This window comes from Mitsuaria sp. GD03876, from assembly GCF_029840635.1.
GTDB lineage: Bacteria > Pseudomonadota > Gammaproteobacteria > Burkholderiales > Burkholderiaceae_C > Roseateles.
The window spans coordinates 1-12720 of the sequence record NZ_JAOCCU010000054.1 but is presented as its reverse complement, the minus strand read 5'-3'; the positions used below and the strand labels follow the sequence as shown (position 1 = coordinate 12720).

Here is a 12720-nt window from a genome sequence, read left to right as displayed (position 1 = left end):
GGGCGATGGACGGGGTGGGAACGGAAGAAGCAGGCGCTTGGATCATGGGCCGCGACGCTAGGGGGACGATGTAAAGCGGCGATTGCTGCCGAGGCGCCCGCCGGGAAGCGCGGCGGGCCTCGAGGCGCCGGCCCCGACGGACGGCCCTCGAGGCACGGGCCTCAATGCGCCGGGCTCGCCAGCGGCGACAGCTCCTCGGGCAGCGGCGCGTTGAAGCGCTGCAGCACGTGCCGGCTCATGCCCTTGGCGAGTTCCTCCTCGCCGTAGAACACGGTGCCCAGGCCTTCCTTGCGCAGCAGGGCGGATTCCTCCTCGCCATGGGTGCGCAGCACGACCTCGATGCCGGGATTCAACTGCCGCGCCGTGTCGGCCATCTGCCGGGCCTTCATCGAGTCGGGCACCGCCACCACCAGCATCGCCGCGTTGGCGATGTGGGCCTGGACCAGCACCATCGGATCGCTGGCGTCGCCGCTGACCGCCGCCAGGCCGCGCTTGCGCAGCGCCTCGACGGTCTCGCGGCCCTGGTCCGCGACGACGAACGGGATGCCGCGCTCGGTCAGCACGTCGGCGATGCGCCGGCCCACGCGGCCGAAGCCCACCAACACCACCTGGCCTTCCAGGTACTGACGCTCGGTGGTCTGCGGCAGCTCGGCGAACGGATCGTCCCGCGCCTCCAGCCGGCGCGCGAACGCCGAGCGGCTCAGCACCCATTTCTGGATCGGCCGGATCATCGCGAACATCACCGGGTTCAGCGCGATCGAGATCAGCGCCGCGGCCAGCACCAGGTTCATGCCGGCCTTGGGCAGCAGGCCCAGTTGCAGGCCCAGCCCGGCCAGGATGAAGCTGAACTCCCCGATTTGCGCCAGGCTCGCCGACACCGTCATCGCCGTGTTCAGCGGGTAGCGGAACAGGATCACGATGGCGGTCGCCGCGACCGCCTTGCCCAGCATCACGATCGCGACCACGCCCAGCAGGTGCAGCGGCTGTTCCACCAGGGTCATCGGATCGAACAGCATGCCCACCGACACGAAGAACAGCACCGAGAACGAGTCCCGCAGCGGCAGCGATTCCTGCGCGGCGCGGTGGCTGTACTCGGACTCGCGCATCACCGTGCCGGCGAAGAAGGCGCCCAGCGCGAAGGAGACGTGGAACAGCTCGGAGGCGCCATAGGCGATGCCGATCGCCACCGCGATCACCATCAGCGTGAACAGCTCGCGCGAGCCGGTGCGCGCCACCTGCCACAGCAGCCACGGCAGCACGCGCCGCCCGACCACCAGCATCAGCACGACGAACGCGGCCATCTGCGCCAGCGTCTCGGCGATGGTCTGCCACAGCGGCGCGTCCGTGGCGCCCTGCGTGTTGCCGCCCAGCACCGGCGCCAGCGGCGGCAGCAGCACCAGGATCAGCACCGTGGCCAGGTCCTCGACCACCAGCCAGCCCACCGCGATGCGGCCGTTGGCCGACTCCAGCGTGCCGCGCGCCTCCAGCGCCTTGAGCAGCACCACGGTGCTGGCGCACGACAGCGACAGCCCGAACACCAGCGCCGCGCCGGTGCTCCATCCCCACCACATCGCCAGGCCCACGCCCAGCAGCGTCGCGGCGCTCATCTGGACGACGGCGCCCGGCAGCGCGATGCGCTTGACCGCCATCAGGTCCTTCAGCGAGAAGTGCAGGCCCACGCCGAACATCAGCAGCATCACGCCGATTTCGGACAGCTGCGCGGCGATGCCGACATCGGCGACGAAGCCCGGCGTGGCCGGGCCGATCGCGATGCCGGCCAGCAGGTAACCGACCAGCGCCGGCAGCCGCATCCGCTCGGCGATGAAACCCAGGATCAGCGCCAGGCCGAAGCCCGCCGCCAGCGTCGAGATCAGGGAGACGTTGTGTTCCATCAGCGTGCCGCTCCCGGACCGGCGAGCGCGGCGAAGGCCTCGCGGTGACGGGGGCCCTGGGCGAAGGTGGCCAGGGCGGCGGCGATCCCGCGCTCCGCGTCCGCCGCGTCGGGCAGCTCGGGGCCGTAGATCTCCATCCAGGTCTGGAAGACCGGATCGTTGTCATGGCGCCGCAGCAGCCGCACCGGCCGCGCGTCCCGCGCCTGTTCGAAGGCGGCCAGCGCGGCCGCCAGGTGGTCCGTGTGGACCCGGTAGTAGACGTAGAGCTCGACCGGCGCGCCGGTCGAGCGGTCGGGAGGGGCGGCGGCGGTCCGCGTCGGCGGCGAGGCAGTCATTCCGGTTCTCCAATGGCGTAGGGCAGGGGACGAGGGGTCAGGACGGCGCCTTGCGCGCTGCCCAGGTGCAGCGTGCCGGACTCCAGCGCGGCCAGCTTCACCTCGGCCAGCAGCAGCGGACGGCCCTCGAGCCGGCCGAAGCCGGCGACCATGCCGGCGGGCTGCTCGGGATCGCCGCTGTGGAAGATCTCCTGGCCGGGCGTCGCGTCGGCATCGGTGCCGTCCAGCGCGAACAGGTGAGTGCGCCGCTTGACCGTGCCGCGGTACTGGCTGCGCGCGACGACCTCCTGGCCCGGGTAGCAGCCCTTCTGGAAGTTCACGCCGCCCACCAGTTCCAGGTTCAGCATCTGGGGCACGAACTGCTCCACCGTGCCTTGACGGATCCAGGCCAGCCCGGCGGTCACGTCCAGGCCGTGCCATTCCTCGGGATCGATCGGGGAGAGCGCCGGCACCGCCGCGTCGGCCGGTTGCAGCAGCAGGAAGCGGGGCGTGAGGCCGTCGTCGGGCAGCCGCGTGGCCAGCGCCTCGCGGCCGTCGGCCAGCGCCAGGCGGCCGACCGCCCAGACCTGGGCCGGCGCCGCCGCGCCCAGCCAGTCGCGCGCCTGGGCGCCGGACAGGCCCCACACGGCCCAGGCGGCGCTGTCGTCGCTGAGCTTGCACTTGGCCCGCAGGACGAACATCGACAGCCGCTTCACCGTCGCCGGCAGCACCTCGGCGGGCAGCGCCAGGAGCACCGATTGCTCGTCGGGCTTGACCGCCAGCATCGTCGCCAGCAGCCGGCCCTTGGCCGAGCAGTAGCCCGCCAGCCGCGCCTGCGCGGGCGTCTGCAGGGCCAGGTCTTGCGTCAGCTGGGAGTGCAGGAACTTGGCGGCGTCCTCGCCCTGGGCGCGGATCACGCCCCAGTCGGCGAGACGGACGGCGCCCAGCGCCGAGGACGGCACGGGCGGCGAGGCGTGGTGGAGGTCTTCGATCATGGGGCCGATTATCATCAGCCCCCGCATTTCACGAAGGGCGACGGGTCTTGTCACGCGCGAAGAACAACGCTCGCCACGCAGCGAGGAAGCCGAGAAAACAGGCGGGCCGGATCGGACGCTGGCTGCTGTCCGCGATGGTCGCGGCGATCGTGCTGGCCGGCGCCGCCGGCGGTGCGGTCTGGTGGTGGCTGCAGGCGCCGCTGGCGCTGGAAAAACCGAGCGTCGAGCTCTCGATCGAACCCGGCACGCCGCCCCAGCAGGTCGCGCAGGCCTGGGTCCTGGCCGGGCTGCAGACCGATCCGCGTTTCCTGTACGCGTGGTTCCGTTATTCCGGCCAGGCGCGCAAGATCCGCGCCGGCAGCTACGAGGTCCATGCCGGCATCACGCCGCGCGAGCTGCTGGACAAGATGGTCCGCGGCGACCAGACGCTGGAGCAGCTGCGCATCATCGAAGGCTGGAACTTCCGCCAGCTGCGCGCCGCGATCGCCGCCGCGCCGTCGCTCAAGCAGGCCACCGCCGGAATGACCGACGACCAGGTCATGGCGGCCATCGGCGCGCCGGGCCAGCCGGCCGAGGGGCGCTTCTTCCCAGACACCTATGCCTACAGCCGCGGCGTCAGCGACCTGACCGTGCTCAAGCGCGCCCATGCGCTGATGCACAAGCGGCTGGAGAGCGCCTGGTCGGGCCGCGGCGACGGGCTGCCGCTGAAGAACGCGGACGAGGCGCTGATCCTGGCCTCGATCGTCGAGAAGGAAACCGGCGCGGCCGCCGACCGCGGGCTGGTCGCGGCGGTGTTCGTCAACCGGCTCAAGGCCGGCATGCCGCTGCAGACCGATCCGACGGTGATCTACGGGCTGGGCACCGACTTCGACGGCAACCTGCGCAAGGGCCACCTGCTGGCCGACACGCCGTTCAACACCTACACCCGCGGCGGGCTGCCGCCGACGCCGATCGCGATGCCGGGCCTGGCGGCGCTGCAGGCGGCGCTGCATCCGACGCCGTCCAAGGCGCTGTACTTCGTGTCGCGCGGCGACGGCACGAGCCAGTTCAGCGAGGACCTCGCCGCGCATAATCGCGCGGTCAACAAGTACCAGCGCGGCCGCTGAGGCGCCCGCGCTTCGCTTTTTCCGAAAAGAGCATCACGCGTGAGCGGTCGATTCATCACCTTCGAGGGCATCGACGGGGCGGGCAAGTCCACCCATGTCGAGTCCGTCGCCCAGCACCTGCGCCAGTGCGGCGCCGAGCTGGTCCAGACCCGCGAGCCCGGCGGCACGCCGCTGGCCGAGTCGCTGCGCGGGCTGTTCCTGCACCAGGACATGGACGGGCTGACCGAGGCGCTGCTCGTCTTCGCGGCGCGCCGCGACCATGTGCAGCGCGTGATCGCACCGGCGCTGGCGCTGGGCCAGACCGTGCTGTGCGACCGCTTCACCGACGCGAGCTTCGCCTATCAAGGCGGCGGCCGCGGCATGGACTGGCAGGTGCTGACGACGCTGGCCCAGTGGGTGCAGCAGGGGCGCGAGCCGGACCTGACCTTCTGGTTCGATGTCGACCCGGCGATCGCCGCCGGCCGCCGCGCCCAGGCGCGCGACGCGGACCGGCTGGAGCAACTGGACCTGGATTTCTTCGCCCGCGTCCGTGACGGCTACCGCCGCCGGGCCGAGGCCGCGCCGGACCGGATCGCGCGCATCGACGCCGGCGACACGATCGAGGGCGTCGCCGCCCAGATCCGCGCCGAACTGGAGCGCCGGGGATGGTGACCGCCGCGATCGGAGCGGACGAGGGCGCCGCGCTCGCCGACGGCGGCCAGTTGCCGCTGCCCTGGCTCGCCGCGCCGCTGCACCAGGCGCTGACGCAGGGGCGCAGCCATGCGCTGCTGCTGCAGGGGCCGGCGGGCGTCGGCCAGTTCGACCTGGCGCTGCTGCTGGCGCAGGCCTGGCTCTGCGAGGGCCGCGCCGGAACGGACCAGCCCGGCTGCGGCCGCTGCCCGAGTTGCCACCTGCTGCGCTCCCGGTCGCATCCCGACTTCCAGGTGCTGCTGCCCGAGGCGCTGCGCGAACCGCTGGGATTCGGCGCGATGGAGGCCGAGGGCGAGGGCGGCGGCGCCAAGGCGAGCAAGACCAAGCCCAGCCGCGAGATCAAGATCGAGGCGGTGCGGCAGATGCTGTCGTTCGCGCAGGTGAGCGCGGCGCGCGGCAAGGCCAAGGTGGTCGTCGTCTATCCGGCGGAGGCGCTGAACATGGTCGCCGCCAACGCGCTGCTCAAGACGCTGGAGGAACCGGCCGGGCTGCTGCGCTTCGTGCTGGCGAGCGCCGCGCCGCAGCAGCTGCTGCCGACGATCCGCAGCCGCTGCCAGCCGCTGCAGATGGCGCTGCCCGCGCGCGACGCGGCGCTGGCCTGGCTGGCGGGGCAGGGCGTCGACCAGCCGGGCGTGCTGCTGGACGCCACCGGCGGGCGGCCGCAGGAGGCGCTGCAGTGGAGCGAGGAGGGCATCGCCGCCAAGACCTGGCTGGAGCTGCCGCGGCGGATCGCCAAGGGCGAGGCGTCGGCGCTGACCGACTGGCCGGTGCCCCGCTCGATCGCGGCGATGCAGCGCCTGGTGCACGACCTGATGCGCATCGCCCACGGGGCCGGGCCGGCCTACTTCCCGCGCGACGCGCTGCCCAAGCTGCCGGCGGTGCGCGCGGCGCTCGAGCAGTGGGCCAAGGTGCTGCAGCAGGCGGCGCGGCATGCCGACCACCCGCTCAACGCCGGGCTGCTGATGGAGTCGCTGGTGGCCCAGGGGCAACAGGCGATGCGCCCCGCGAGGTGATGCGCGGTCATGGCGCGGAATGCCTGGGACAGGCTGGTAATGCCTGGTAATGCCGTCTTGACGGCCGCCTCCGGCGAGTAGACTCGCCCCCCATGAGCGAACTCAGCCTGAAACCGATGAACCCCACATCGCCCGCGTCCGCGCCTGCGCCGGCCCCGTCCGGCAGCGCCCGGCCCAGCGTGATCCAACTGGTGTTCAAGGAAAAGGGCGCGCTCTACGCGGCCTACATCCCGATCTTCTCGGAGGGCGGCGTGTTCGTCCCGACGACGCGGGAATACAAGCTCGGCGAGGACATCTACCTGCTGATGACGCTGCCCGAGGATCCCAATCGCTACCCGGTCGCCGGCAAGGTCGCCTGGCTGACGCCGGCCAACGCCTCGGGCGGCCGCACGCAGGGCGTCGGCGTGCGCTTCCCCGGCGACGAGAAGACCCGGCTGATCAAGCTCAAGATCGAGGAGTTGCTCGGCACGGCGATCTCCTCGGCCAAGCCGACGCAGACGATCTGAGCGAGCGGCCGCCGCGAGGGGGCCGCCGCCTCGACGCCGACTTCGACGCCGCCTCGCGCGGCGTCGCGCTTTCCGGGGCGGATCCGGGCGAGTTGTTGCGATGTACATCGATTCCCACTGCCACCTGAGCTTCCCCGAGCTCAAGTCCCAGCTGCCCGAACTGCTCGCCGCGATGGACGCGGCCCAGGTCGCGCAGGCCGTCTGCATCTGCACGACGATGGAGGAGTTCCCCGAGGTCCGCGCGCTGGCCGACGCGCATGCGCCGCTGTTCGCCACCGTCGGCGTCCATCCCGACAGCGACGAGGTGCATGAGCCGTCCGTCGACGAACTGGTCGCTGGCGCGGCGCATCCGAAGGTCGTCGCCATCGGCGAGACCGGCCTGGACTACTACCGCCTCAACGGCCGCACCGTCGAGCAGATGGAATGGCAGCGCGAGCGCTTCCGCAACCACATCCGCGCCGCGCGGCGCACCGGCAAGCCGCTGGTGATCCATACCCGTTCGGCCGCCGAGGACACGCTGCGGCTGATGCGCGAGGAGCAGGCCGGCGAGCCCGGCGGCGTGGTGCACTGCTTCACCGAGACGATGGACGTCGCCCGGGCGGCGCTGGACCTGGGGTTCCACATCTCGTTCTCCGGGATCGTGACCTTCAAGAACGCCGCCGACCTGCGCGAGGTCGCCCGGATCGTGCCCGACGACCGGATCCTCATCGAGACCGACAGCCCCTACCTGGCGCCGGTGCCGTACCGCGGCAAGCTGAACCAGCCGGCCTACGTGCCGCACGTGGCCAAGCTGGTCGCCGAGGTGCGCGGCGTGCCGGTCGAGACCCTGGCCGCGCAGTGCACCGCCAACACGCGGCGCCTGTTCCGGCTGCCGGAGGCGGCATGAGCCGGGCGCCGGTCCGGCCCGCGCGGCCGCTCGCGTTGACGGCCACGGTCATGGCCGCCCTGGCGGCCGCGATGCTGGTCGTCACGCCGGCGTCGGCGCAGGGGCGTTTCGGAACGCCGCCCGCGGCGCCCGCGGCCAGCGACGCCGGGCCGCCGCCCGAACTGCATGTCGCCACGCGCAACGACCACGCCAGCACCGTCATGAAGCTGCTGCTGGCCGGCGTCGACCCGAACGTCCGCGACGCCCAGCGCAACACCGCGCTGCACGTGGCGATCCGCGAGGAGTCCGCCAAGGCCTTCGAGACCCTGCTGCAAAGCCCCGCCACCGACGTCAACGCGATCAACCAGGCCGGCGAGACGCCGCTGATGCTGGCCGCGATCAAGGGCCGGCTGGAATGGGCGCAGGCCCTGGTGAAACGCGGCGCGCTGGTCAACGAGCCGGGCTGGTCGGCGCTGCACTACGCGGCCGCCGGCCCGAACGAGCACCTCGTGCGCTGGCTGCTGGCGCAGGGCGCCGAGGTCGACGCGCGTTCGCCCAACGGCACGACGCCGCTGATGATGGCCGCCGGCTACGGCGGGCTCAGCGGCGCGGAGGTCCTGATCGCCGCCGGCGCCGACGCCTCGCTGGAGAACGACCATCGGATGACGGCCGCCGATTTCGCCCGCCGCGCCGGGCAGGACGAGATGGCCGACAAGCTCGCCCAGCTCGCCCGGACCCGCGCGAAGGCCGCCGCCCGCACGGCGCCGTGAGGCGCTTGCTGGCATTCCCCTAGGAATCCGTCTGACACGCCGTTTGGCCGGCCGCCCACTGTTGGCGGACCCGGCCGGTCTCTACAGTTCATTCCATGCCGACACGGTGTCGGCGGCCTTCGAAGCCCCGCGCACAGGCCCCCTGGAATCAACCGAATCCCCTGGAGACCGACATGCTGACCTCGACCCAAGACCTCGCCGCCAACCCGTTCGCGATGCTGCTGGACCCGGCCCGCGTCGCCCATGAGGTCGCCGGCTCCGAACGCCTGGCCCGCCTGCGCAGCCGGATCTACCGCCCGCTGGACAAGCCGCTGATCGCGCACCGCGGCGCCGCCGACCAGGCCCGTTTCGACGAGGAAATCGACGCCACCGAGCTGACCGAGGCCGACCTGCCGCCGCTGGACGACGTGTCCGACGAGGGCGTGGCGTTCGGTGCCTGACGATCGCTGCCGCGGCAAGGATCGATTCGCTTGTCGGTTCCGTCTGACTCGCGCTTCCGCCGGCCGACTACACCCGCCGCCCCGCGATCTCCCTAGCATGACACTCACCCAGGTCGCTCGTATCGTGTGATCGAGACCCCCGCCTTCATGGAGAGACAGTCATGCGCCGCCCCCGCGTCTTCGCCGCCCCCGCTTCCGCCGACCTGGATCGCCGCTGGCGGCGACTCGCGGCGGCCAGCCTGCCGGTCCTGGCGATCGCGCTGCTGCTGACGCTGGGCGGCTGCGCGACCCAGGGCGGCCGCGCCGGGACCGCCGCTTCCCCCTCGAATACCGCGCCGGGCAGCCTGCCGGGCGCCGCGCCGGATGTCGTCGCGGGCAACCGCTGGTCGTCCTGGATGGACGAGCGGCGCGATGCGATCACCCGCGCCGGCGCCGGCACGGGCATCGCCGTTGCCCGCACCACCGACAACCAGCTCAAGCTGACCGTGCCGACCGATGCGACCTTCGAGACCGGCCGCGCCGATCTCCGCCAGGCGCTGCGGCCGGTGCTGGACGAAGTCAGTCGCGGCCTGGACGACTCCGTGCGCGTGACCATCGTCGGCCACACCGACAGCGCCGCCGGCGACGCGGTCAACGGGCCGCTGTCGCAGGACCGGGCGGAGTCGGTGCGCGAATACCTGGTCCAGCACGGCGTGCGTCGCGGCCGCGTGCTGGTCGAGGGCCGCGGCGGACGTCAGCCCGTGGCGAGCAATGCCACCGAGCCCGGCCGGGCCGCCAATCGTCGGATCGAGATCTTCCTGTCGCAACCCGCGTCCTAAGCTGTACCAAGAACGGGAGTTGAGCCATGACTGTCCTTTGCCCCCGGATCCTTGTCCTCGCCGCCTTCGCGCCCGTCGCCCTGACGCTGGCGCAGGCGGCGCCCGCCGCCGAAGCCACGCCGGCCTCGCTCGACGACAGCGTCGAGCTCAGCGGCCGGCCCTTGTCCGAGCGAACGCGGCAGCCGCTGCGCCAGTCGTTGCGGGAATCGTCCGGCGGTTCGCGCTACACCGTCACCCGCAACGCGGCCGAGCCCCTGGCCACCGCGAACCAGTCGGCCGGCGTCGCCGGCTGGCATGGGCGCGCGCCCCAGGCGACGCAGACGATGCTGTGGGCCAAGCCCTGGTCCGGCAGCGGGCTGAGGCTCGGCGTCGGCGTGGAGCAGCGTGGCACGGCGATCGGCGGCGGCCTGTACTCGACGCCCTACCAGAACCTGCGGCCGGGCGCGGCCGGCGATGCCGGCGTCCTCGTCGGCCTGGCGATGCCGACGGGCCCGCGCTCGCATGCGTTCGTGCAGACGCCGCTGGTCGATGCCACGCGATCGCAGATCGACGACCTCAACGTCCCCGGCCTCGCCAACCATGACGCCCGCCAGCTGCGGGTGGGCCTGGTCTTCAACAGCCGCAAGCCCTATGCGGACCTGCGCAAGGGCTTCCGGATGGAGCTCAGCGGGCAGTCCTCGCTGACGTTCCGGCCGCGTGGCGGCCGCGTGGGCGTGACCTTCCAGAAGACCTGGTGAGGCGCGAGCCTTCCCCCACACAGCAAAGCCGGCGCGAGCCGGCTTTTTTCTTGTCCTCGAGGCGTCGGTAGGTCGCCTCCTACAGCGCGTCGGTTGGCGCTCCGACGCGGCGTCGCGGCCCGGGACTGCCCGCGGCGACCGGCCGGTTCCCTACAGTCATTCCATCGCGGCACGGTGCCGCGCAGGAGAACCAGGATGCTGCACTACGCCGTCGTCTTCTTCGTCATTGCCCTGATCGCCGCGCTGTTCGGCTTCGGCGGGATCGCCGCCGGCGCCGCGAGCATCGCCAAGATCCTTTTCTTCGTCTTCGTGATCATGGCCGTCGCGACCTTCGTGATGAGCCTGTTGCGAAAGTGACGAGCGCCCCAGCCGCGCCGCATTGACGTCAAGCCCCGTTCCACAACAACGAAAGGAAGGCCATGAACAAGCCCGCTACCGCCGCCCTGATCGCCGCCGCGCTGAGCCTGTGCGCCGGCATGGCGCAAGCCGCCAACTTCTCCAAGTCCGTCTACGACGGCGCCAAGGACGACATCAAGAAGACCTACAAGGTCGACAAGGATGCGTGCGACAAGCTGTCCGGCAATGCCAAGGACATCTGCGTCAAGGAAGCCAAGGGCCGTGAGGACGTGGCGCTGGCGCAGCTCGAATACAACTACAGCGGCAACGCCAAGGACGAGGCCAAGCTGATCGAGACCCGCTACGAGGCGCGCTACGACGTGGCCAAGGAGCGCTGCGACGACCGTTCGGGCGAGGCCAAGGACCTCTGCCAGCGCGAGGCCAAGACGTCCTATGAAAAGGCCAAGGCCGAGCTGAAGATGAACAAGAAGGTCGCCGCCGCCGTCGACGACGCCGAGGACACCCGGGTCAAGGCGGACTACAAGCTGGCCTCGGATAAGTGCAACACGCTGTCCGGCGATGCCAAGGACGTGTGCGTGAACTCGGCCAAGGCGCGCTACAACCAGCGCTGACCCGCGGCACGACGCACCCCGCTTTCAACCCCCGGTGGGGGGCGTGGCCGGATCCCACCGGGCCGCGCCTGACGTTGAACCGGCGGATCCGGGCCGACAACTCGAACATCGCCCGGATCCCCCTGTCGACACCAACTGAAACGGCGCCCCGAAGGGCGCCGTTTTTCTTTGGCTCATCGCCGGGAGCGGCGGGCGAGCGTCACCAGGCGTAGTAGGCCTTCTGGTTGAAGCAGGTGGCGCTCTGCACGGTCTCGTCCGAGCGGGACGAGATCCTCGCGGTCCAGATGTCCGTCGCCTTGGACACGCGGGTCACGCCGAGCCCGTCCAGCTTCTCGTTGAAGTAGGTGGCGTACGCGTTGTAGTAGCTGATCCGCTGGGCCGCGCCCGGGTGCCAGGACCCGACGCTGTTGCACTCCAGGCCGCCGTTGAAGATGTTGGTCAGCGTGCCCAGGCGGTACGCCATCACGCCTTCGTCACTGGTGTCGCCCGCGGCGACCGGTCCGACGGTCTGGCCGCCCACCGTCACGCCGATGCGCAGCGCCGGCAGGCCGGGATCGTGGCCTCCCGCGGAGGTCTTGGTCACGTCGCCATACAGCACGTCGTGCGACGAGGGCATCGCGCCTTGCGGCGTCATCCAGAACCAGATGCCGGACAGCATCGACAGCGGGCCGTGCGTGGCCAGCAGGTCGGGACGCGCCAGCAGGGTGTCGCGGGAGGTGACGACATCGCGCATCAGCCCATGGTCATGCAGCCAGGCCGAGAAGGCGCCGTAGTTGTAGTTCCAGCTCAGCTGGACGATGCCGCGGCCGTGGTACGAGCGTCCGGGGACGGCCGGATAGGTGCGCGACGCGGGATCGATGTAGCCCAGCGCCGGGCTGCTGCCGTCCGCGGCGGTGCTGTAGCCGGCCTGCTCGGCCCGGTGGAGCGCGCCCTTCCAGACCGAGGTGACGACGCCATGGCGATCGCGATAGCGCTCGATCCACGGTGCCGGCGCGCCCGCCCAGGTCCCGGAGGTCTCACGCGAGGCCTTGGCCCAGAACGCGACGAACTCCTGGCCCTGCTGCTTGCGCGTGCCCTCGTTCAGGAACTGTTTGTAGCCGTTGACCTGGGCCCAGCGGTTGTACTCGAGCACCGCCCGCTGGAACGCTTCCAGCGTGAAGACGTCCTTCGCGCCGTCGCGGGTCGCGAACGGCGGCGCGTTGCGCTTGCCGGCGCCTTCGACATGCCGGCCCGCGCGCAACGGGAACAGCCAGTTCCAGTCGGCCGCGGTGACCTGGCGCAGGAAGGCGTAGCCCGTGGCCGGCAGCGCGCTGCCGGTCTCACCGGACGGCGCCGGCGCGGACAGGACGCTGGCCGCCTCGGTGGCGATCACGGGCGGGACGATCGGCGTGCCGCGCGGCAGGGTGGGGTTGGCGCCTTCCGGCCGGGGTGGCAGCTTGTCGATGGAGATGTCCAAGGAGGGTTTGTCCGACGGCGGATCTTCGGGAGGCGTGCCGGGCGCGGGATCCGGCGTGGTGCCCGGAGGCGTGCCGGGCGTCGGATCAGGCGTGGTGCCCGGAGGCGTGCCGGGCGTCGGGTCCGGCGTCGTGCTCGGAGGCGTGCCAGG

Annotated in this window: 15 protein-coding genes; 11 read left to right on the top strand and 4 right to left on the bottom strand. The window is 71.7% G+C overall.

Annotated elements, in window-relative coordinates:
• Positions 1-161: 161 nt before the first annotated feature.
• The 3 genes from ybaL to N5D62_RS24540 are packed head-to-tail and all read right to left on the bottom strand — an operon-like array spanning position 162 to position 3201.
• Positions 162-1892, bottom strand: coding sequence for a YbaL family putative K(+) efflux transporter (gene ybaL, locus N5D62_RS24550; RefSeq protein ID WP_279760598.1), 1731 nt, complete (start codon positions 1890-1892; stop codon positions 162-164).
• Positions 1892-2227, bottom strand: a complete 336-nt coding sequence (locus N5D62_RS24545; protein ID WP_279760597.1) for a DUF4936 family protein — start codon at positions 2225-2227, stop codon at positions 1892-1894. Before N5D62_RS24545 ends, ybaL begins: the two co-directional genes overlap by 1 nt.
• The gene (locus N5D62_RS24540; protein ID WP_279760596.1) at positions 2224-3201 is read right to left on the bottom strand and encodes a folate-binding protein; all 978 of its coding nucleotides are present in this window, start codon (positions 3199-3201) and stop codon (positions 2224-2226) included. Before N5D62_RS24540 ends, N5D62_RS24545 begins: the two co-directional genes overlap by 4 nt.
• A gap of 134 nt (positions 3202-3335) precedes the next feature.
• On the opposite strand from N5D62_RS24540, the gene mltG reads away from it, so the two are divergent.
• The 11 genes from mltG (at position 3336) to N5D62_RS24485 (ending at position 11114) form a co-directional block, all read left to right on the top strand.
• Positions 3336-4307 carry an endolytic transglycosylase MltG gene (gene mltG, locus N5D62_RS24535; protein ID WP_279760595.1) on the top strand — a complete coding sequence of 324 codons (972 nt, stop codon included), beginning with the start codon at positions 3336-3338 and terminating at the stop codon, positions 4305-4307.
• Positions 4308-4346: 39 nt separating this feature from the next.
• Positions 4347-4958, top strand: a complete 612-nt coding sequence (tmk, locus tag N5D62_RS24530) for a dTMP kinase (protein ID WP_279760594.1) — start codon at positions 4347-4349, stop codon at positions 4956-4958.
• Entirely contained in the window at positions 4952-6010 is a 1059-nt protein-coding gene (locus tag N5D62_RS24525; protein WP_279760593.1) for a DNA polymerase III subunit delta', read from the top strand. The genes tmk and N5D62_RS24525 overlap by 7 nt, the downstream gene beginning before the upstream one ends.
• Positions 6011-6126: 116 nt before the next feature.
• Positions 6127-6516 carry a PilZ domain-containing protein gene (locus N5D62_RS24520; RefSeq protein WP_279760631.1) on the top strand — a complete coding sequence of 130 codons (390 nt, stop codon included), beginning with the start codon at positions 6127-6129 and terminating at the stop codon, positions 6514-6516.
• A 100-nt stretch (positions 6517-6616) separates the two neighbouring features.
• On the top strand, positions 6617-7402 hold the full coding sequence (locus tag N5D62_RS24515) for a TatD family hydrolase (protein WP_279760592.1): 786 nt from the start codon (positions 6617-6619) through the stop codon (positions 7400-7402).
• Positions 7399-8151, top strand: coding sequence for an ankyrin repeat domain-containing protein (locus N5D62_RS24510; RefSeq protein WP_279760591.1), 753 nt, complete (start codon positions 7399-7401; stop codon positions 8149-8151). Before N5D62_RS24515 ends, N5D62_RS24510 begins: the two co-directional genes overlap by 4 nt.
• A gap of 173 nt (positions 8152-8324) precedes the next feature.
• Positions 8325-8591: a hypothetical protein gene (locus tag N5D62_RS24505; RefSeq protein ID WP_279760590.1), complete on the top strand. Its 267-nt coding sequence runs from the start codon at positions 8325-8327 to the stop codon at positions 8589-8591.
• 161 nt (positions 8592-8752) lie between these two features.
• On the top strand, positions 8753-9409 hold the full coding sequence (locus N5D62_RS24500) for an OmpA family protein (protein ID WP_279760589.1): 657 nt from the start codon (positions 8753-8755) through the stop codon (positions 9407-9409).
• 26 nt (positions 9410-9435) lie between these two features.
• Positions 9436-10146 (top strand): hypothetical protein, encoded by a 711-nt coding sequence (locus N5D62_RS24495; protein WP_279760588.1) that lies wholly within the window; start codon positions 9436-9438, stop codon positions 10144-10146.
• 195 nt (positions 10147-10341) lie between these two features.
• Positions 10342-10503: a DUF1328 domain-containing protein gene (locus N5D62_RS24490; RefSeq protein ID WP_083525687.1), complete on the top strand. Its 162-nt coding sequence runs from the start codon at positions 10342-10344 to the stop codon at positions 10501-10503.
• A gap of 62 nt (positions 10504-10565) precedes the next feature.
• A complete protein-coding gene (locus N5D62_RS24485) occupies positions 10566-11114 on the top strand; it encodes a hypothetical protein (RefSeq protein ID WP_279760586.1) in 549 nt (182 codons plus the stop codon).
• Positions 11115-11313: 199 nt separating this feature from the next.
• On the opposite strand, the gene N5D62_RS24480 is transcribed toward N5D62_RS24485, so the two are convergent.
• A partial coding sequence (locus N5D62_RS24480) for a chitinase (RefSeq protein ID WP_279760585.1) occupies positions 11314-12720 on the bottom strand: 1407 nt, incomplete at its 5' end.